The 18,748-nt window shown below is 69.9% G+C and carries 18 protein-coding genes, 2 tRNA genes and 1 pseudogene; 14 read left to right on the top strand and 7 right to left on the bottom strand.

Features of this window, described 5'->3' with window-relative positions; all coding sequences use genetic code 11:
* Positions 1-4 precede the first annotated feature (4 nt).
* Positions 5-844, top strand: coding sequence for a GNAT family N-acetyltransferase (locus tag ACFU8W_RS13275; RefSeq protein WP_384035688.1), 840 nt, complete (start codon positions 5-7; stop codon positions 842-844).
* A 28-nt stretch (positions 845-872) separates the two neighbouring features.
* Here the strand turns inward: ACFU8W_RS13275 and ACFU8W_RS13270 are convergent, their stop codons facing one another.
* Positions 873-1,388: a DsbA family protein gene (locus ACFU8W_RS13270; RefSeq protein ID WP_376666115.1), complete on the bottom strand. Its 516-nt coding sequence runs from the start codon at positions 1,386-1,388 to the stop codon at positions 873-875.
* Between the two features lie 215 nt (positions 1,389-1,603).
* On the opposite strand from ACFU8W_RS13270, the gene ACFU8W_RS13265 reads away from it, so the two are divergent.
* The 4 genes from ACFU8W_RS13265 (at position 1,604) to ACFU8W_RS13250 (ending at position 4,701) form a co-directional block, all read left to right on the top strand.
* Complete coding sequence (locus ACFU8W_RS13265) at positions 1,604-2,059, top strand: hypothetical protein (protein WP_384035684.1); 456 nt, start codon at positions 1,604-1,606, stop codon at positions 2,057-2,059.
* A gap of 256 nt (positions 2,060-2,315) precedes the next feature.
* Positions 2,316-3,335 carry a LacI family DNA-binding transcriptional regulator gene (locus tag ACFU8W_RS13260; RefSeq protein ID WP_345513156.1) on the top strand — a complete coding sequence of 340 codons (1,020 nt, stop codon included), beginning with the start codon at positions 2,316-2,318 and terminating at the stop codon, positions 3,333-3,335.
* A 71-nt stretch (positions 3,336-3,406) separates the two neighbouring features.
* A complete protein-coding gene (locus tag ACFU8W_RS13255; protein ID WP_384035680.1) occupies positions 3,407-4,378 on the top strand; it encodes an acetylxylan esterase in 972 nt (323 codons plus the stop codon).
* Between the two features lie 167 nt (positions 4,379-4,545).
* Complete coding sequence (locus ACFU8W_RS13250) at positions 4,546-4,701, top strand: hypothetical protein (protein WP_266987865.1); 156 nt, start codon at positions 4,546-4,548, stop codon at positions 4,699-4,701.
* Positions 4,702-4,728: 27 nt separating this feature from the next.
* On the opposite strand, the gene ACFU8W_RS13245 is transcribed toward ACFU8W_RS13250, so the two are convergent.
* Both ACFU8W_RS13245 and ACFU8W_RS13240 read right to left on the bottom strand, forming a co-directional pair.
* Positions 4,729-5,301: a CGNR zinc finger domain-containing protein gene (locus tag ACFU8W_RS13245; protein WP_345513158.1), complete on the bottom strand. Its 573-nt coding sequence runs from the start codon at positions 5,299-5,301 to the stop codon at positions 4,729-4,731.
* Positions 5,302-5,648: 347 nt separating this feature from the next.
* Positions 5,649-6,062, bottom strand: a complete 414-nt coding sequence (locus ACFU8W_RS13240) for an SsgA family sporulation/cell division regulator (RefSeq protein ID WP_003959770.1) — start codon at positions 6,060-6,062, stop codon at positions 5,649-5,651.
* A 189-nt stretch (positions 6,063-6,251) separates the two neighbouring features.
* Here ACFU8W_RS13240 and ACFU8W_RS13235 point away from each other — a divergent pair, with 189 nt between their 5' ends.
* From ACFU8W_RS13235 to ACFU8W_RS13225, 3 genes and pseudogenes are all read left to right on the top strand, one after another.
* The gene (locus ACFU8W_RS13235) at positions 6,252-6,743 is read left to right on the top strand and encodes a TIGR02611 family protein (protein ID WP_384035676.1); all 492 of its coding nucleotides are present in this window, start codon (positions 6,252-6,254) and stop codon (positions 6,741-6,743) included.
* 54 nt (positions 6,744-6,797) lie between these two features.
* Positions 6,798-6,869 (top strand) — tRNA-Val (locus tag ACFU8W_RS13230).
* Positions 6,870-7,117: 248 nt separating this feature from the next.
* Positions 7,118-7,402 (top strand): annotated as a pseudogene (locus ACFU8W_RS13225) (extracellular solute-binding protein); the annotation flags it as partial.
* 63 nt (positions 7,403-7,465) lie between these two features.
* Here ACFU8W_RS13225 and ACFU8W_RS13220 read toward each other — a convergent pair.
* Positions 7,466-9,961, bottom strand: coding sequence for an SCO7613 C-terminal domain-containing membrane protein (locus tag ACFU8W_RS13220; RefSeq protein WP_384035673.1), 2,496 nt, complete (start codon positions 9,959-9,961; stop codon positions 7,466-7,468).
* Between the two features lie 84 nt (positions 9,962-10,045).
* Here ACFU8W_RS13220 and ACFU8W_RS13215 point away from each other — a divergent pair, with 84 nt between their 5' ends.
* Together ACFU8W_RS13215 and ACFU8W_RS13210 are read left to right on the top strand one after the other, a co-directional pair.
* Complete coding sequence (locus ACFU8W_RS13215) at positions 10,046-10,492, top strand: SRPBCC family protein (RefSeq protein WP_384035670.1); 447 nt, start codon at positions 10,046-10,048, stop codon at positions 10,490-10,492.
* Between the two features lie 39 nt (positions 10,493-10,531).
* Positions 10,532-10,603 (top strand) — tRNA-Val (locus ACFU8W_RS13210).
* A 78-nt stretch (positions 10,604-10,681) separates the two neighbouring features.
* On the opposite strand, the gene ACFU8W_RS13205 is transcribed toward ACFU8W_RS13210, so the two are convergent.
* Complete coding sequence (locus tag ACFU8W_RS13205) at positions 10,682-11,407, bottom strand: 3'-5' exonuclease (RefSeq protein ID WP_384035667.1); 726 nt, start codon at positions 11,405-11,407, stop codon at positions 10,682-10,684.
* 193 nt (positions 11,408-11,600) lie between these two features.
* Here ACFU8W_RS13205 and ACFU8W_RS13200 point away from each other — a divergent pair, with 193 nt between their 5' ends.
* The 3 genes from ACFU8W_RS13200 to thrS all read left to right on the top strand — a co-directional run bounded on the left by ACFU8W_RS13200 (position 11,601) and on the right by thrS (position 15,562).
* Positions 11,601-12,167 (top strand): DUF4365 domain-containing protein, encoded by a 567-nt coding sequence (locus tag ACFU8W_RS13200; RefSeq protein WP_384035664.1) that lies wholly within the window; start codon positions 11,601-11,603, stop codon positions 12,165-12,167.
* Complete coding sequence (locus ACFU8W_RS13195) at positions 12,167-13,447, top strand: hypothetical protein (RefSeq protein ID WP_384035661.1); 1,281 nt, start codon at positions 12,167-12,169, stop codon at positions 13,445-13,447. The genes ACFU8W_RS13200 and ACFU8W_RS13195 overlap by 1 nt, the downstream gene beginning before the upstream one ends.
* 138 nt (positions 13,448-13,585) lie before the next feature.
* Positions 13,586-15,562 carry a threonine--tRNA ligase gene (gene thrS / locus ACFU8W_RS13190; protein WP_345513165.1) on the top strand — a complete coding sequence of 659 codons (1,977 nt, stop codon included), beginning with the start codon at positions 13,586-13,588 and terminating at the stop codon, positions 15,560-15,562.
* A 28-nt stretch (positions 15,563-15,590) separates the two neighbouring features.
* Here the strand turns inward: thrS and ACFU8W_RS13185 are convergent, their stop codons facing one another.
* Positions 15,591-16,271, bottom strand: coding sequence for a potassium channel family protein (locus ACFU8W_RS13185; RefSeq protein ID WP_384035657.1), 681 nt, complete (start codon positions 16,269-16,271; stop codon positions 15,591-15,593).
* A gap of 67 nt (positions 16,272-16,338) precedes the next feature.
* Between ACFU8W_RS13185 and ACFU8W_RS13180 the strand changes: the two genes are divergently transcribed.
* On the top strand, positions 16,339-16,899 hold the full coding sequence (locus tag ACFU8W_RS13180) for an HIT domain-containing protein (RefSeq protein ID WP_345513167.1): 561 nt from the start codon (positions 16,339-16,341) through the stop codon (positions 16,897-16,899).
* A 57-nt stretch (positions 16,900-16,956) separates the two neighbouring features.
* Here the strand turns inward: ACFU8W_RS13180 and ACFU8W_RS13175 are convergent, their stop codons facing one another.
* Positions 16,957-18,627 carry a hypothetical protein gene (locus ACFU8W_RS13175; RefSeq protein ID WP_384035653.1) on the bottom strand — a complete coding sequence of 557 codons (1,671 nt, stop codon included), beginning with the start codon at positions 18,625-18,627 and terminating at the stop codon, positions 16,957-16,959.
* Between the last annotated feature and the right edge of the window lie 121 nt (positions 18,628-18,748).

Genomic DNA, 18,748 nt, shown 5'->3' with positions numbered 1-18,748 from the left:
GGTGATGACCACGACCCTCCGGCCGACCGGGCCGATTCAGCAAGGCGCCGACGGCGCGAGGAAGCGCGCGTACGACGTGTGCGACAACGGGCGACCCGTCGGGGCCGTCGAGATCGGCACCGAACCCGGGTCGGGCGGGACGACAGGGACCATCCGCGGCCTGCGGATCGACGAACGGAACCGCAGGCGTGGCCGCGGCACCATCGCCGGGCTCGCCGTCGAGGAAGTGCTGCGCGGCTGGGGCTGCTCCCGGATGACCGTGGAGGTCGAGCCGGAGAACACGGCCGGACTGCGGCTGGCTGCTGCGCTCGGCTACACCGAGCGCAGCAGGAACATGGTCAAGGACCTGTCGCGGACCCCGCCCGTTCTGCCGGACGGCGTCACCGGACGTCCGATGACCGAGGACGAGTTCGCGCAGTGGGAGAGCACCGCTGTCACCGGCTACGCCGAAACCTTTGTCGCGCGCGGCGTCCCGGCGGACGAGGCTCGGCGCAGAGCCGAGACCTCCCACCGGACACATCTTCCGCACGGTCTCGCCACGGAGGGCACGTACATTCACGTCCTCGTCGATGACGGCGGCCGGACCGTGGGGCATGTCTGGGTGGCGCGGTTCGAAATGCACCCGGGGATGGTGGTCGGGTACGTCTTCGACGTCGAGGTGCTCGAAGAGTTCCGCGGCCGGGGGTACGGTCGCGCGCTGATGCTGGAGGCCGAACGCATCGCCCTGGCCGCCGGCGACGAACGGATGGGGCTGCACGTCCTCTCGGACAACACCCCGGCGGTCCGGCTGTACGAGTCGCTCGGCTACGAAACGACTCGTCACAACCTCGTCAAGCCGTTGTGACGGGTGGAAGGGCGAGCCGACGTCGCTGTCAGCCCTGCTCGGCGAGGAGCCGGTCGGCAATCTCCTCGATCCGCTCGCGCAGCCCGTCCTGACTCCTGCCGCCGTCCAGCCGCTCGCCGCCGATCACATAGGTGGGGGTGCCGGTCACACCGATGGCCTTCCCCTCCGCCTGGTCGGCGTCGACGATCAGCATGTGCCGGCCGTCGATCAGAGCGGTGTCGAACTCCTCGGCGTCCAGCCCGAGTTCACGCGCCACCTCGATCAGCAGCGGCTCACCGGTGCGGTCGAGCTCGGCGGTCCTGGCGAGCACGGCTTCGATGTAAGGCCAGTCCTTGCCCTGCTCCGCAGCCTCCTCGGCGGCCTGGGCCGCGGCGTACGCGTGCTTGTGCTTCTCCAGCGGGAAATGCCGCAGGCGCACATCGAGCCGGTCGCCGTAACGGGCCCGCAGGGCGTGCACATCGGTGAGGGCCCGGTGGCAGTCGGGGCACTGGAGCTCGCACCAGACGTCGAGGACGACCGGGGCTGCAGGGGTGGATTCGTTCATGGAACCAGTCTCCCAGGGCCCGCCTGCGCATCCCAACCGGCACCGGTGGGGGACCCGCTCACCGCAGGCCCGGTTCGGGCCGGCATCGTGCGGATCGGCACCTGGGGAGGATCCCGGCCCTGAAATGTCCCTGATGTGGTCCGGGATCGTGGCCGCCGCCCCGGTGGGCGGTGCAGGATGGAAGGGACGTTTCCCCGCTGCGCCTGGAGGCCCCGATGCTTGCCGAGACCATTTGCTCAGCGGTGTCCGCGGCGGGCTTGGGCATTGCCGCCGTGACCGCGTACCGGAAGCGTTTCCTCGCTGCGACCCGGATCGCCGCCTACTCGCTCGTCCCCATCGGGCTGGTGCTGACCGGTGTCGTCGAGTGGGTCTCCAATATCGCCTTCAAGCCGAGCGTCTGGCTCGGCTTCGGGGTGCTCGGGGTGGCCTGGCTGCTCTTCATGATCACGCGCGCGGTCGAACGCCGTGGCGTCGGCACCCGCAAGGAACGCAGGGCTGCCGCGCGGGCGGCGCAGTCCGATGCCGTCGCGCCGGCGGCGTCGGTGCCCTCTCTGGGGGCCGGTGCACCGGCGGTTCAGCCGCGGGCGAAGGCGAAGCCCAAGCAGCAGACCGCTGCCCCGGGCGAGGACTTCAGTGACATCGAAGCCATCCTGAAGAAGCACGGAATCTGAAACCGGACCGCAGGCAAGCGTCGGTGGTGAATCGATTCATTGCTGATTCTTGACGCTGCGCCGGGATGGCGGTTAGCGTCGGATCGGACTGAAACAATTCAGTCCACGGTGGGTGATCCGTGGCGGGCCACCCGCGCCGCGGCCCGGCGCACGAGGCTGTCCGGATCGGGACCGCGGAGTGCCTCGCAACGCCGTCCGTACGATGGGGCGACAGCCGCGGACCAGTGCGGCCAAGGGCGCCAGTGGGGCAGACCAAGTGGCACGTGTGGCAGGGATCAAGGATGTGGCCCGGCAGGCCGGAGTCTCCGTGGGCACCGTGTCCAATGTGATCAACCGGCCCGAAGCGGTGCTGCCGGAGACCCGTGCCCGGGTCCAGGCCGCCATCGAGGAGCTCGGTTACGTACGAAGCGAGTCCGCGCGCCAGCTCAGGGCGGGACGCAGCCGGATCATGGCGCTGCTGGTCCTCGACATGGGCAACCCCTTCTTCGTCGACGTGGCCCGTGGTGCCGAGCGTGCCGCCCGTGAGGCGGGCCTCGGGGTGATGGTCTGCAACAGCGGTCAGAGCCCGGCGGAGGAGGCCGAATATCTGGGGCTCTTCGCCGAACAGCGGGTGTGCGGCGTACTGGTCACCCCGGCCGACGCCACCGGCCGCAACCTGGAGGCGTTCAGCCGCCACCGCATCCCCTTCGTGCTGGTGGACCGGGTGGCGTCCTCGCCGGGGTACTGCGCGGTCTCCGTCGACGACGTCCGTGGTGGCTCCCTTGCCGTCGGTCACCTCCTGACGGCCGGGCACCGCTCGGTCGCGTACGTCAGCGGCACCGGCGACCTCCACCAGATCAGGGACCGCCGTGAAGGCGCCCTGTCGGCACTCGAGCGGGCCGGACTGGGGCCCGAGGCGCTCGTCGAGATCCCTTCCGACCGGCTGGACGTGGCCGCGGGTCGCGACGCCGGGGCCCGGCTGCTCGGACTCGTGCCGCGGCCGACCGCCGTGTTCTGCGCCAACGATCTGCTCGCCCTCGGCGTGCTGCAGTCGCTGTACGCGGCGGGAGTCCGGGTGCCACAGGACATCGCCATCGTCGGTTACGACGACATCGAATTCGCCGCCGCCGCTGCCGTACCGCTCACCTCGGTCCGCCAGCCCGCCGTCGTGATGGGCCGGATGGCCGCGGAACTCCTGCTGCAGGAGGCGGACGACGAGGACGGCACGCACGAGCACCGCAGTGTGGTGCTTCAGCCGGAGCTCGTCGTGCGCGCCTCCAGCACGACGCCGCACTGAGCCACCCGGCGCTGCTCGATCACTTTTTTCCTTCCGCCCCCTCCCTGCCGCATGTCCGAAACGGAGACACTGTGACCCTGTTCGATCTGCCGCTGCACCAACTTCGCGACTACCGCCCGGAGTCCGGTGAACCCGACGACTTCGACGCCTTCTGGAAGCGCACCCTCGACGAGTCGGCCGCATACCCGCTCGACCCCGAATTCCAGTCGTACGACGCCGCGTTGAGCGCCGTCGAGGTACATGACGTGACCTTCTCCGGCTGGGGCGGACACCGTATACGCGCCTGGCTGAACGTTCCTGCGGGTGCCGAGGGTCCCCTTCCGTGCGTCGTCCACTACCTCGGTTACGGCGGCGGCCGAGGGCTGCCGCACGACCATCTCGTCTGGCCCGCGGCCGGCTGGGCCACCCTGCTCGTCGACACCCGCGGTCAGGGCGCCGTCAACAGCCACTCGGCGGGTTCCACCCCCGACCCCCACGGTGGCGCCAACCCGCAGTCGCCCGGCTTCATGACCCGCGGCATCCTCGACCCCGACGAGTACTACTACCGCCGGGTCTTCACCGACGCGGTCCGCGCCGTCGATGTGGCCCGCGCCCACCCGTCCGTCGACCCCGACCGGATCGTCGTGCACGGCGGCAGCCAGGGCGGCGGCATCGCCCAGGCGGTGGCGGGGCTCAGTCCGTATGTGAAGGCGGCGCTGATCGACGTGCCGTTCCTGACCCACTTCCGGCGGGCCGTCGAGATCACCGACAAGGACCCCTACCAGGAGATCGTCCGCTTCCTCTCGACCCAACACGGCGTCGCCGACCGGGTGTTCCGTACGCTCTCGTACTTCGACGGGATCAGCTTCGCCGCCCGGGCCACCGTCCCGGCGCTCTACTCGGTGGCGCTGATGGACTTGGTCTGCCCGCCGTCCACGGTCTTCGCCGCGTACAACCACTGGGCGGGACCGAAGGAGATCGAGGTCTACCCCTGGAACGGTCACGAGGGCGGCTCTTCGGTCCACCGGGCCGCCCAGCTGCGGATGTTGCGCGATCTCGGCTGATCCGGCCGGGGGGCGGGAGGCGCGGGAGAACCGGCCGTGAGCCCGAATATGTGACAGCGGACCGGACACCGGAGCGAATCCTTTCGGCCTCGACGGGGGTGAACTCCCGTCACAAAGAGGCGTGTTGATCGCCAAAGGGGTCCGGTCTGCGTCATGATCGTCCCGAGATGGTGGACACCTCCCCGGGCGATGCCCCCGCACCCCCTGCCGAAGAGCCGCGTGGCTGCCTCTTCGCGCTGTCCCAGCCCCCTTTGATGATCTTCCTCACGGTGGTCGGCGGCCTGCTGCTGATGGCCGCGTTGCACGATCTCTTCCTGCTGTGAGCGGGCGATGAAACGGGCGGCGAGCGGTCAGCCGGCCGCTTCTCTGCGGCGCGCCCGGTATGCGGCGACATGCAGCCGATTACCGCAGGTGCGGCTGGAGCAGTACCTGCGGGAGCGGTTGCGGGACAGGTCCACGAACGCGTCCCGGCAGTCCGGTGCCTCGCAGCGCCGCAGTCGTTCCTGTTCGCCCGCCACCACGATGAAGGCGAGCGCCATGCCGCAGTCGGCCGCGAGGTGATCGGCGATCGATGCGTCCGGCGCGAAGTAGTGCACATGCCACTCGTAGCCGTCGTGGTTGCTCAGCTGCGGCGTGGTGCCCGCTGAGGCCACGAGGCTGTTGACGAGACCGGCGGCCGTCTCGGCGTCCGGCGCCGCGAAGATCTCGGCGAACCGCCTCCGTACGTCGTGTACGGCCCGAAGATCCTTCTCGCCGAGTTCGGCCACGCCGCTGATGCGGTGGCGCCGGGCGAATCGGTAAAGCGCTTCGATGCCGGCGAGACCGTCGCTCGGTCCGCCCTCCGGCTGATCGGTCTCCGGTGCGGTGTTCACCAGCTCGACCACGATGTCGAGCGCGATCCGGGTGTCGTGGGGGATCAGCACGCTTTCGCTCCCTGGCCTCCGGCGGGCGGGCGCCCACCGATGCCGGCTGACTCTACTGGCTCGGCGAGGACGCACTGCGGCCCGAGAGGGGCCCTGGGGCCGGCGAGGAGCACGTATCGGCCGACCAGGGGCCAGCGGGGGCGCTCAGGGGCGCTGAGGGCGCACAGGGCCCGCCCGGCGCGTACGGGAGGGCCGGGGCGTGCACCCGTCATGCCTCCGGTCGAACGCGCGCCGACGCCGTCACCACAGTGGATTCCGTGATGACGGCGCTGGTGTCTGCCCTATGAGGTTGTCCGCGCGGCACCGTCGCCCCGAGTCGGACGGCGCCGTGCAGCTCTCGACCTGGCTCAGCTCTCGGCCAGGATGTGTGAAAGCTCCGTATCGAGGTCGAAGTGACGATGCTCGGTGCCGGGTGGAACCGCGGCGTCGGTCCTCTTCAGGAACGACTCCAGGGCCCTGGCCGGGGCCTCGAGCAGGGCTTCGCCCTCTGGGGAGCTCAGTGCGATGCAGACGACGCCCTGGCCGTGACTTCGGGATGGCCAGACGCGAACGTCTCCGGTGCCGGTGGGCCTGTGCAGCCCCTCGGCGAGGAGGTCGCGGGCGAATACCCATTCGACCGTTTCCTCCGCTCCGGTGTGAAAGGTGGCGTGCACGGCATACGGATCGGCCGTGTCATACCGCAGGCCCGCGGGTACAGGCAGTGAGGACTCGCTCGACACAACGAGGCGCAGGTGCAGCTCGCAGCTGACCGTGGTGTTCATAAGCGCCAGGGCCTTTCGCTCAGTGTGCGCTCGGGGATTCGCACGTCGGCGAAATCGACATGCCACCTACGGTGGCGTTGTAAACCCCTCTGACCCTTTTGTGGTTGTTCAGGTCGCTCGTGTGGCGGTGTGTAACTTTGGGTTATGCGGCCATTCCGGTGACAAAGGCCGTTCCGGTAGGTTGGGGCCATGAATGCGGAGAGTGACGCGCGGGACGGAGTCGCCGGAGCGGCGACTCCGTCGCCCGCCACGGGGGAAGTGACGGGGGACGGGTCGCCGGACGTCATCGAGGATGTGGTCAAGGAGGAGCGGGCGCTCGGCTCCCGGGCGCCGGGGTTCGTCAAGGCGTCCAGAGCCCTGCATCTGAGCTGGCAGGTCGGCGTCTTCGTGGTCGGCCTCGCCGTGGTCGTGGCGGGCATCATCATGCTGCCGCTGCCCGGGCCCGGCTGGCTGGTGATCTTCGGTGGCATGGCGATCTGGGCGACCGAGTTCGTCTGGGCGCAGCTGGTGCTCCGCTGGACGCGCCGAAAGGTGACCGAGGCCGCCCAGAAGGCGCTCGACCCGAAGGTCCGGCGGCGGAACATCATCCTCACCGTGATCGGACTCGTGATCATCGTCGTGCTGGTCGGGATCTATGTCTGGAAGTTCGGAATCGTGATGCCGTGGAAGATCCACGAGTGACCCGGGGGTGGTCGGAGAGCACCGCTGACATGGGGTAATGTTTGCAGTGCGCCCGGGCGATTAGCTCAGTGGGAGAGCGCTTCGTTCACACCGAAGAGGTCACTGGTTCGAAACCAGTATCGCCCACCCGGACAGAGGGTCCGTGAGACTGCAGAGTCTCACGGACCCTCTGCGTTTCCCGCGCCGATCGGGCGCCCTCCCGCCTGTTTCCGCGGCGGTACGAGCCCCGTCGGAACGCCCCGCGAACCACGCGCCGCGGCATGCGGTTGAAGCGCTTCGACTGATTCCGTTCCAACCGCTGACGTCGACCCCTTCGACTCCCGGCTGTCCCGCGCAAGCGCTTTCTCGCACGATTCAATCGATCGTGGCAGCGGGTGCTGTCTGCCCGGGAGGGGTGTGTCGCCGCGCTGATTGAGAAGAAGCATCCGAACACCAAGGCCAAGACGGACTTTCAGGACTACGGGAATTTCTGGAAGAAGTTCAATGCCCAGGCCTCCGCGGGCAATGCGCCCGATGTCGTCCGGAACTCCCTCGCATTCCTGCGCACGTACGGCGACAAGCGGGTTCTGCTCGATCTCAATTCCCAGGTGAAGGTCGGAAATCTCAGCATGGAGAACTTCCGGGCCGGACCGGAGAAGGCGGGCGACGTCAACGGGAAGCGGCGACCGGTTGCCGGCCTGAGGCGGTGAAGCAACGGGCCGGCCCACCGGTCACGTGTTCCCTCAGCGCATCCGGCGCAGGGTGTCCTTCAGCCGCCGCGCATCCCGCAGCCGCTGCTCGTACGTCGCCCCGACGACGAGCAGCAGCACACCCGCGAGCGCAGGCGGCAGCCAGCGCGGCAGCGCACCGACCACCTGAACCACATAGGGCGTCAGTTCGTGCAGGGCGTCCAATGCCAGCACCGCGCCGCCGAGCAGCAGCGGCGCCTGCAGCCGCAGCCGTGCCCCGGCGAGCGTGAGCACCAGCGCCACCACGCCGAGCAGCAGCGGCCGCACCCACGACGGGTCGGTCCAGGCCGCGACGAGACTCGGCACCAGCGTCGCCGCAAGACCCGCCCCGTACGCCGTCCACGAGGACGCCGCCGGATCGCGGCGCCGCCGCACCACACCGACCACCAACGCGGGCACCGTCACCGGCAGCGTGTACGCCTCCGGAGTCGACACCCCGGAAGCCGACAACCGCACCCACGTCGCCAGGACGAAGAGGACCACCGCCACATACCCGGCCGCCGGCCGCCGTTCCGCTCGCACCGCCGTACCCGCCGCCAGCACCCCGCACAGCGCGAGCACCAGCGCCAGGTACGGCCTGTCCGGCACGGCCATCCCGACCGCCACCGCACCCGCCACGGCGCCGGTCAGCTCGACCGGCAGCGCCGACGGGCCGCCCCGCAGCCGCGCCCCGAGCAGCACCGTCAGTGCGGGGACGACCAGCATGATCGGTGCGGCGCGGTACGCCTCGAGGTCCAGCGACACCCCGGCGGCCCCGGCGAGCACCATCCCGCACACCACAGCCGCACACGCCAGAGCACCCTGCGTCACCCGGGCCGTCGGTGACCCCTCGGCACGCGTCTTAGCCGCGGCCGCAGCGAACAGCACCAGCAGGATCCCGAACACCGCATAGGTGGCGGGCTCCGCAGCCAGTGACAGTGCCCCCACGCTCACCGCCCCCACCACACTGCACACCAGCGCCGCCGGCGCCACCGGCCCCGCCCCACGACGCAACACCCGTACCGCCCCGGCGAGAAGCGCCGCGATCAGCAGCAACTGCACCACCACCGCGGCCGCGTACGGAGCGTCCAGCGCGACCGGCACCACCAGCAGCCCCGCCCACCCGATCACCAGCGCACCGGCCCCCGCCGCACCCCGCCACGACTCGCCCGGGGAGATCACCGCACCGGCCACCCGCACCCACCGGGGCCACCAGCGATGTGCCGCCCCCAGCAGACCGGCCACCACCAGCAGAATCACCGGCGCCGTGTACAGCTGCGACCACTGCGCACCCTCCAGCCCCAGCGCACCGCGCGCACTGCCGTCCGGGGCACCCGACCACACCCGGGCCCACCGCGACACCGGACCCGTCAGCGTCATGGCGACCGCCGGCGCAGCCGCCAGCACCGCGCCCGAGACCACCGCGGCCGACGCCCACAGGACGCCCCGTCCGGCCGGACGGGGCAGCGGAGCCCGTACCGCCGCACACAGCACCAGACCGCACAGCAGATACACCGGAACCGACCAGTCCTCGGCGACCCCCGCGCGCAGCACACCGCCCACAGCCGCGACCACCGCCAGTCCGGCCGCCACCCCGCCGGCCACCGCGATCTCCTTCGGCGCCCGCCACACCGCGAACAGCGCGACCGCCGCTCCCACCAGCAACAGTGCCCCCGGGGCAACGGCGGAGAGGGGCGAACCAGCCGTCACCGACTGCACCAGCGCCACCAGCGCCCCGGAGAGCCCCGTCGCGCATCCGCAGACGGACGCGGTCACCCGGACCCCAACGCCCTTGCCCCACCGGGCGATCGCAGAGTCCAGCATCGCCGTCAGCACCAGCGCCCAACCGAAGACCGAGGCCGACGCACCCGCCGACCACGCCCACAGCACCAACGTGAACTGCACACTCACCACGGCCACCGGCAGCGGCAGACGAAGCTTGCCGAGTGCCAGGCCGTACGCCGTCCACAGCACGGCGAGCACCGCCGACGCGACCGCGCCGAACCCGAGACCGTCCGTGTCCGGCGCCGCCACCGCGTGCAGCGCGTACGCGTCCAGCACCATCAGCACCAGAGCCAGCGCGCCGAGCGACTCGGCCGTCGACGACAGACCGCGGCGCAGCAGCAGCGCGGGTGCGGCCGACGCCGCGACCGTCACCAGGGCGAGCACCGCCGAGCGACCGCCTATCCCCAGATGACCCCAGCTGACCAGGGTGAACGCGATCGCCGCGATCGTCAGCAGCAGTCCGCCGAGACTCAGCAGCACATTCTGGGCGTTGCGCGGCGGGACCGGCGCACCGGGAGAGCCGAAGGGGGCCGCGGGCCACTGCGGATACGGCTGCGCCGGCCCGGGAGGTGCGGCGGACGCCGGTCCCGCAGACGTGGCCGGCGGCTGCAGCACGCTCACCAGCCAGGCACGACGGGCCAGCAGCTGCATCCGGCGGGCGTCCAGCCGAACCAGTTCGCGGTCGAGGAGCGCCAATTCCTCGGCGGGCGGCGGCACATGTTCCATATTCGGGAGTGTGGCGCGGCCCACAGATGCGGACATGCGCTCGGATACTCAGGTACGGGACTGAGTACGCGCAGACTGGGACCCATGGGCTGGAGCCACTACCGCTTTGTGAGCATCTGGGACGTAACCGCCCCGCCCGATGCCGTGTACGGAATCCTGGAACGCGCCGAGGAGTACCCGCAGTGGTGGCCGCAGGTTCGCGAGGTCACCTCCGTCGACGACACCACCGGAACCATGCGCATCCGCTCCGCCCTCCCGTACGACCTGGTCATGACCGTTCGCGCGAGCCGCCGCGACCCGGCTGCCGGGATCCTCGAAGTGACCCTCGACGGCGACCTCGACGGCTGGGCCCGCTGGACCGTCACCGCGCACGGCACCGGCAGCCGTGCCACGTACGAGCAGGAGGTCGAGGTGCGGCGGCGGATCATGCGGCTGCTCGCCGTGCCCGGACGTGCGGTGTTCCGGGTGAACCACGCGCTCATGATGCGGGCGGGACGCCGCGGACTGGCGGCCCGGCTCGAAGGAGTTTGAACCACACCCACCGGGACCTGTATGGTTCAGTCCGTTCCCGGGCGATTAGCTCAGTGGGAGAGCGCTTCGTTCACACCGAAGAGGTCACTGGTTCGAAACCAGTATCGCCCACCCCGGGAGAGGCCGGTCCGTCAGCAGCATCGACGGGCCGGCCTCTGCATGTCCGGAACCACCCCGGGGCGTCCGGGATCACGCAGCGGCGGGCAGTTCAGGACGCAGCGGCCAGGCCGGATCCACCGTCTCCGGCGTCCCGCTCTTCGCGAACCACGCCTGCAGACCGCGCGCCTGCGCCGCATGCCACACCGCCTGCAGCGCGTGCAGCTCCGCCGGAGACAGTCGCTCCAGCCGCGACGAAAAGCGCCGCCCCACCGCCCGTACCAGCTCCAGCGACGCCGCCGCGTCGGCCGCCGCGTCATGAGCGCCGTCCAGCACCACCTCGTACAGCGCACAGAGATCGGTGAGCGTGCGCCGCCCCTTGCGGTAGCGGTCCAGGTGCTTGTCCAGAACCCGGGGATCCAGCACGCACAGCGGTGTATTCCCCAGATAGCCGGCCAGCGACGACGCCCGGTGCCGCTTCAGCTCCCGGTCGAGCAGCGTCAGATCGAACGGCGCGTTCATCACGACGAGCGGGCGTCCCGCCGCGCACTGTTCGGCCAGCGCCCGGGCTATCTCCTCCACCACGGGCGCAGGCCACCTGCCGTTGCGCTGCAGATGGTCATCGGTCAGACCGTGGATCTCGGTCGCCCCCACGGGCACCGGAATCCCCGGATTCACCAGCCAGCGGGTGACGCGCATGCGCCCGCCCGCCGCGTCCTGGACGACCAGGGCGGCCGAAACGATCCGGTCCTCCTCGACGTCCACTCCCGTTGTCTCGGTGTCAAAAGCGGCCAGCGGCCCGTCGTACCAGTGACTCATCCCCGAACTCCTCGTGCCTGACCGGCAGATGGCGTGATCCCCCTGCCCGATTCGGTGATACCCGCGCCCTTTGCCTGATACGCCGTTTGCGGACCGCTCGCTGCGGTGACAACACAGAGGACAGGCAAGAAAGTTGCCTGAGGACGCACCGACCGACCAACCGATCGGCACAGCCCGGAAGGCATACGGAGCCATGGCGCTCGCGCAGCCCGACCCGAGCGGGCTGTTGCCCCAGCGGATCGCTCCGCTGCGCGGCACACTCGCCACCACCGCCTGCATGGAGACCCTTCAGGTGGGCTACCTGCACGCGGTCGCGGCCGCGGCGGGATGCTCCCTGTCGCAGCCCTTTCCCGACAACGGCATCGACTGGCATGTCAGCCACGGCGCCCCCGGCCACACCGTCGACGACGAGGTGACCATCAAGGTGCAGCTCAAATGCACCTACCAGATACCGCCGCACCCATCCGGACCGACGTTCGCCTTCACGCTGGACAACGCCCACCTCGTGAAACTCGCCCGGACGCCCGTGTCGGTGCACAAGATCCTGGTCGTGATGCTCGTACCGCGCAGCCAGGACGACTGGCTGCGCGCCGGGCACGAACGGCTCGACCTGCGGCACTGCTGCTACTGGACCAACCTGGCCGGCCACGCGGTGACAGGCCGGCACAGGACCACTGTGCGGATCCCGACCACGCACATATTCGACGACCGCGCGCTCTGCGAGATCATGACGCGGGTCGGGGCGGGAGGGAGACCCTGATGCACCGGCCGATGGACGAGCCCGCCGACAGCACGATCCCGTCGGGCACGCGACCACACCCCAGCGAGACCGTGACCCACTGGCCCACCGCCCTGCCACCCCTCGGGGACATCCCGGACCCCGCCCGCGTCGACCCCGCGGTCCTCGGCGCCCTGCTCGACCGGCACGGCTGGCACCGCCGCGGCGGTGCGGCCGGACGCTACAGCCGATGGACCCCACCGGGGGCCGCGGCACCCTCCGGCGGCACGAGCCTCCTCGTACCCGACACCACCGCCTTCCCCGACAGCGAGGACCTGCTCGGTGAAGCACTCACGGCACTCGCCCGCAGCGCCGCCCCCTCCGCCCGAGAGGTGCTGGTCTCCCTCGCTGTGCCCAGCGACGAGATCCGCTGGTGGCGCGATGTCCCCGACGGCGCCGCCGGTCCCGCGGGCGCCGCCGGAGCGGCCGGCTGGACCGCCGCGGAGCAGTTGCGCGCCGCGGCCCGGCAGATCCTGCTCGCCGGAGCGCTCGCCGTGCGGGCCCGTACCGGGTTCCACGGCGCGCGCCACCGCCGAAGGGCCCTCGCCGCGCTCGAAGGCGTCCTCGTCGGACCCGCACCGGGCGGCCGCGACCTCACTGCCTGTCTCCCCGTCGAAACCGGCCGGGCCGTCGCCGTACGGCTCTGCCACGCCCTGCACGCCACCCGCGAAGCCATCGACTTCCAGCGCGCCACCGGAGGCATGGAAGCCTTCGACAGTGCCGTCGAAGCAGGCGTCAGCCGTGAGCTGACCGAGGCCGTCATCGCGCTGGTCCGCGGATCGGAGGGAACCAGGATCTCTCTCGCCTGGGCACCAGCCGCAGGAACCCCCGAAGGCTGCCCCGCCCGGCCCGAACCGGTGGAGTTCTCGCCGGGCGACCTGCCCGCCCTGCGCCGGGCGGGAGCCCGCTACCAGCAGGACGAACCCGCCGTCGCGGTCCGGATCACCGGTGCGGTCGTCCGGCTGCGCCGCTCGGGACCGCGCGGCGCGGGAACCGTGCGGCTGAGGGTGCTGGCTGGGGCCGAGGTGCCACACGTACGGCTGGAGCTCGACGAGGAGGCGTACCGGATCGCGGGCCACGCGCACCTCGTCGGACTGCCGATCCGGGTGGAGGGGCGACTGGAGAGCCGGGGCGGCTTCCGGCGGCTGACCCGGGCCTCGCAAGTGGTGCCCGTACAGGTCGACGAGGCGGAACGGGACCGGCTGATGAAATCGCTCCAGGAGAACGTCGACTACTTCGAGGAGGCCTGCACGGGCGAATAGCCGGAATGAGGGGTCCGGCACGGTGCGGGGCCACTGCCGGAACGAACCCTTTCGCGAAGGGGGCCGTCGGCTCGGTACGATTCCTCTTGCGTGCGCAGTGGAATATGGCGCGCACCCCCCTTCAGTCAGGAGAGACCGGTGTCAGACGTCCGTGTGATCATCCAACGCGATTCCGAGCGGGAAGAGCGCGTGGTGACGACGGGCACTACGGCTGCCGAGCTCTTCCCCGGCGAGCGCACCGTCGTCGCCGCCCGGGTCGCCGGTGAGCTGAAGGACCTCGCATACGTCGTCGCCGACGGCGAGGTCGTCGAGCCCGTCGAGATCTCCTCCGAGGACGGCCTGAACATCCTCCGGCACTCCACCGCGCACGTCATGGCGCAGGCCGTGCAGGAGCTCTTCCCCGAGGCCAAGCTCGGCATCGGCCCGCCGGTCAAGGACGGCTTCTACTACGACTTCGACGTCGAGAAGCCGTTCACCCCCGAGGACCTCAAGGCCATCGAGAAGAAGATGCAGGAGATCCAGAAGCGGGGACAGCGGTTCTCCCGCCGGGTCGTCACCGACGAGGCCGCCCGTGAGGAGCTGGCCGACGAGCCGTACAAGCTGGAGCTCATCGGCATCAAGGGTGCCGCCTCCACCGACGACGGCGCGGATGTCGAGGTGGGCGGCGGCGAGCTGACCATCTACGACAACCTGGACGCCAAGACCGGTGACCTGTGCTGGAAGGACCTCTGCCGTGGTCCGCACCTGCCGACCACCCGCAACATCCCGGCGTTCAAGCTGATGCGGAACGCCGCGGCGTACTGGCGGGGCAGCGAGAAGAACCCGATGCTCCAGCGCATCTACGGCACCGCCTGGCCCACCAAGGACGAGCTCAAGGCGCACCTGGAGTTCCTGGAGGAGGCCGCCAAGCGCGACCACCGCAAGCTCGGCAACGAGCTGGACCTCTTCTCCTTCCCCGACGAGATCGGCCCCGGCCTCGCCGTCTTCCACCCCAAGGGCGGCATCATCCGCCGGGCCATGGAGGACTACTCGCGCAAGCGGCACGAGGAGGAGGGCTACGAGTTCGTCTACTCGCCGCACGCCACCAAGGGCAAGCTCTTCGAGAAGTCCGGCCACCTGGACTGGTACGCCGAAGGCATGTACCCGCCCATGCAGCTCGACGACGGGGTGGACTACTACCTCAAGCCGATGAACTGCCCCATGCACAACCTGATCTTCGACGCGCGCGGCCGTTCCTACCGTGAACTGCCGCTGCGTCTCTTCGAGTTCGGCACGGTGTACCGCTACGAGAAGTCGGGCGTGGTGCACGGCCTGACCCGTTCGCGCGGCTTCACGCAGGACGACGCGCACATCTACTGCACCAGGGAGCAAATGGCGGAGGAGCTCGACAAGACGCTCACCTTCGTCCTGAACCTGCTGCGCGACTACGGTCTGACCGACTTCTACCTGGAGCTCTCCACCAAGGACCCGGAGAAGTTCGTCGGCTCGGACGAGGTCTGGGAAGAGGCCACCGAGACGCTGCGCCAGGTTGCCGAGAAGCAGGGTCTGCCCCTGGTTCCGGACCCGGGCGGCGCCGCGTTCTACGGCCCGAAGATCTCGGTCCAGTGCAAGGACGCCATCGGCCGCACCTGGCAGATGTCGACCGTGCAGCTCGACTTCAACCTGCCGGAGCGCTTCGACCTGGAGTACACCGGTCCGGACGGGACCAAGCAGCGCCCGGTCATGATCCACCGCGCCCTGTTCGGCTCCATCGAGCGGTTCTTCGCCGTGCTGCTGGAGCACTACGCGGGTGCGTTCCCGGTCTGGCTGGCCCCGGTCCAGGCGGTCGGCATCCCGATCGGCGACGCGCACATCCCGTACCTCCAGGAGTTCGCTGCGCAGGCCAGGAAGAAGGGCCTGAGGGTCGAGGTGGACGCCTCCTCGGACCGGATGCAGAAGAAGATCCGCAACCAGCAGAAGGCCAAGGTGCCCTTCATGATCATCGCGGGTGATGAGGACATGGCCAACGGCGCCGTCTCCTTCCGCTACCGCGACGGATCGCAGGAGAACGGCATCCCGGTCGAGGATGCCATCGCCAAGATCCAGAAGGCCGTCGAGGACCGCGTCCAGGTCTGACCCGACCGACAGGGAGGCCCCCGGAGCGCTAACCGCGCCCCGGGGGCCTCTTCTCGTCCTCCCGGGTGAACACCTGCACCAGCCACGACGAGAACGAACCCGTCACGGCCCCCAGCAGCGCCAGACCGCAGACCATCAGCCCCGTCGCGACGGTCCTGCCGCGCGGCGTGACCGGCACGACGTCCCCGTATCCGACCGTCGTGAGCGTCGCGCACGCCCACCACACCGCGTCGCCGAACGTCCGGATCGTGGCGCCGGGAGCCAGGTGTTCCTCGTGGTACACGGCGAGCGCGGCCGAGAGTCCGAGCAGCAGGGCGGTCATACCCGCGTAGCTGATCACGCGGGCGTACAGGCTCAGCCGCGGCTGCACCCTGTGCCGCTGGACCGCTGTGTAGACCCGGATCAGACGCAACGGCCTCAGCAGCGGCAGCACCAGCACCACCGTGTCCAGCCAGTGGGTGCGGAGGAATCGGAGACCCTGGCCGCTGAGCCGGACCCGTACGGCATAGTCCGCCGCGAAGAGGAGCCAGGTGGCGAGGACCAGGGTCAGGGCGAGGTCACGCCACGGCTGGGTGTGGTCGGGAACGAGGACGCGGAGCGCGTACCCGAGGAGGAAGAACAGCGACGCGACGAAGAGCGGAACCTCCGTGCGCTGCTCCCAGCGCCTCAGCCGGAGAGGGGTGGAGGAGTCTGCGGGCTGGTCGCTCATGGCCTCAGGATCGTCGTCCGGCGACGGGGGCGGCCCCCGGCGACACGCTCCGCAGGAGTGAAGCAATATGCTGATCTGCATGACGACTGAGCCGGAGCAGCAGATCGGAGTGGGAACGCCCGACGCGTTCCAGCGCCTGTGGACGCCTCACCGGATGGCGTACATCCAGGGTGAGAACAAGCCGACCGGCCCGGAGGCCGGCGACGGCTGTCCGTTCTGCGCGATCCCGGCGAAGTCGGACGAGGACGGACTCATCGTGGCGCGCGGCGAGAAGGTCTATGCCGTGCTGAACCTGTATCCGTACAACGGCGGACATCTGATGGTGGTGCCGTACCGGCATGTCGCCGACTACACGGAGCTGGACGGTCCGGAGACGCTGGAGCTGGCCGACTTCACCAAGCGGGCGATGACGGCGCTGCGGGCGGCCTCGGGGGCGCACGGTTTCAATATCGGGATGAATCAGGGAACGGTGGCGGGCGCCGGCATTGCCGCGCATCTCCATCAGCACCTGGTGCCGCGCTGGGGCGGTGACACCAACTTCATGCCGGTCGTCGGTCACACGAAGGTGCTGCCGCAGCTGCTCGCCGATACCCGGAAGATGCTGGCCGACGCCTGGCCCGCGGCCTGAGCCGAGCGGTACGAGCACGAGGCGCCCGGGAGGTCCCGGGCGCCTCTTCCGTCTGCTCTACGCGTCGTACACGTCGGCCTTCTTGGGGGTCGGGTCCTGCACCAGTCCGCTGAGGATCATGGACCGGCTGTCGAAGCGCTCCGTGTCGACGCCGTTCTCGTCCAGGACGCGCATGGCCGCGTTGTGCACGGCACGCAGGACGGGGGTGGCGGCGCGCATCGCGTCGTCCGCCATGAAGCGGTGGCGCCACGGCTTCTCGGCCCAGGCGTGGCGCAGGCCGAACGGCTCCGGGAGGGTGATCTTGCCGCCCAGGTAGTCGAGGAGCGGCGGGTACCAGGTGAAAGGGGCGCGCAGGGCGAGACGGACGACTTCCTTGGACTCCACCAGTGGGAGAGTGATCTTGCGGGTCTCCCAGAACCTGACGGTCTTGTTGACCGTCTTCGTCTTGGCCTCGGGCTTGCTCGTGAAGAGCGAGTGGACGGGGCCGAGGGCGTGCCCGGTGACCTCGATCCGGAGCGTCTCGTGGAGCACCGTGACGGTGATCATCATGGTGATGACCAGCTGACCGTCCCAGAGGGTGAACTGGACTCCCAGGTAGTGGCGGTCGCCGCTGCCGAACTGCTGGTGGTTGCAGATGCGCTGTATCTCGTGCGGTTTGACCTGGAAGGTGGCGACGTCCTCGCCCTCCGGACGGGAGACCGAGTCGGCGTTCTCACCGACGGGCGAGACGATCCAGTGGGTGACCGAGGGCGTGGTGAATCCGCCGGTGTGAAGCGGTCCGCGTTCCAACTGCTTGAGCTGGTCGTGGATGACGCGAATCAGGTCCCAGCTGCGGAACTGGTGGAACTCCTTGCCGGGTTCCTTGGAGACGAGTTCCTCGGCGAGCTGCCAGCTGCCCCAGCGGGTGCCCATGCCGAGGATGCCCTTGGGGCCGGCATAGAAGACGCAGTTGGACTGCTGTTCGGCCGACAGCTTCTCCAGGCCTTGGCGCAGCGCCTCGCGGGCGGTCTCGTTGGGATTCTTCGGCACGGCCTCGGGGATCTTGGCGATGACCCCGCCGCCGGAGAGCAGCCCCTCCCAGCGGGCGCGCATGTCCTTGGCGGAGGTCTCGGCGATCCGCTTGGCGATCAGCCAGCCGATGACGGGGGCGACGATCATCGCGCGCAGGTACAGCGCGAGGAGACCGTCGACCGGCAGCTTGATCAGGAAGATCAGGGCCACGATGCCGATGACGGGGAGCAGAGCCATGCCGAGGGCGCTGAGGGCCTTGTCCTTGGTGGAGCCCAGGCCGTCGCGGAGGCGGAACGCGAGGACCCACAGGAGCAGTCCGGGCAGGAAGAGGAAACCGAAGAGCACGGTGACCAGGGTCAGTTTGGTGTCCCGGGCCTTGCGGAGGCGGGTCGCGGACAGGCAGTGCTCGACGACGGTCTGCGGGTCGGTGCCGAAGGACTGGATGAGGGCCTTGCGGGCGCCGCCCAGCATCCGTTCCTGGACGGCGCGGGAGAAGGCCTCGCCGAGGTTGGGGGTGAAGTATTTGCTCTTGAAGAGCTTGGACCGGCCATCCTCGATCTTGGACTTGTGCCACTCGCTGTCGGCCTTGAGGATGTCTGCCACCGGGCTGTCGCGGTACGCGGCGGAGGCGAGGGCGTTCGTCGCCACCGCCTGTCCGGCCGCCCCCTGGAGCGGGATCTGCGCTCCGGGAGAGAAATCGAATCCGTCGTTGGCCACTGTCGCCCCCACTTGCCGCCAAGGAACCACTCCTGCGGCTGTTTCCCAACTGCCGTGCCCGGCACACCTTCTGAGCTGGGACCACAGCGTATCGTCCGGATCGGAACCCCGCCCGCCCCTG

The organism is Streptomyces sp. NPDC057565, from assembly GCF_042801455.1.
Taxonomy (GTDB): Bacteria; Actinomycetota; Actinomycetes; order Streptomycetales; family Streptomycetaceae; genus Streptomyces; species Streptomyces yanii.
This window is presented reverse-complemented; position numbering and strand designations above follow the sequence as displayed.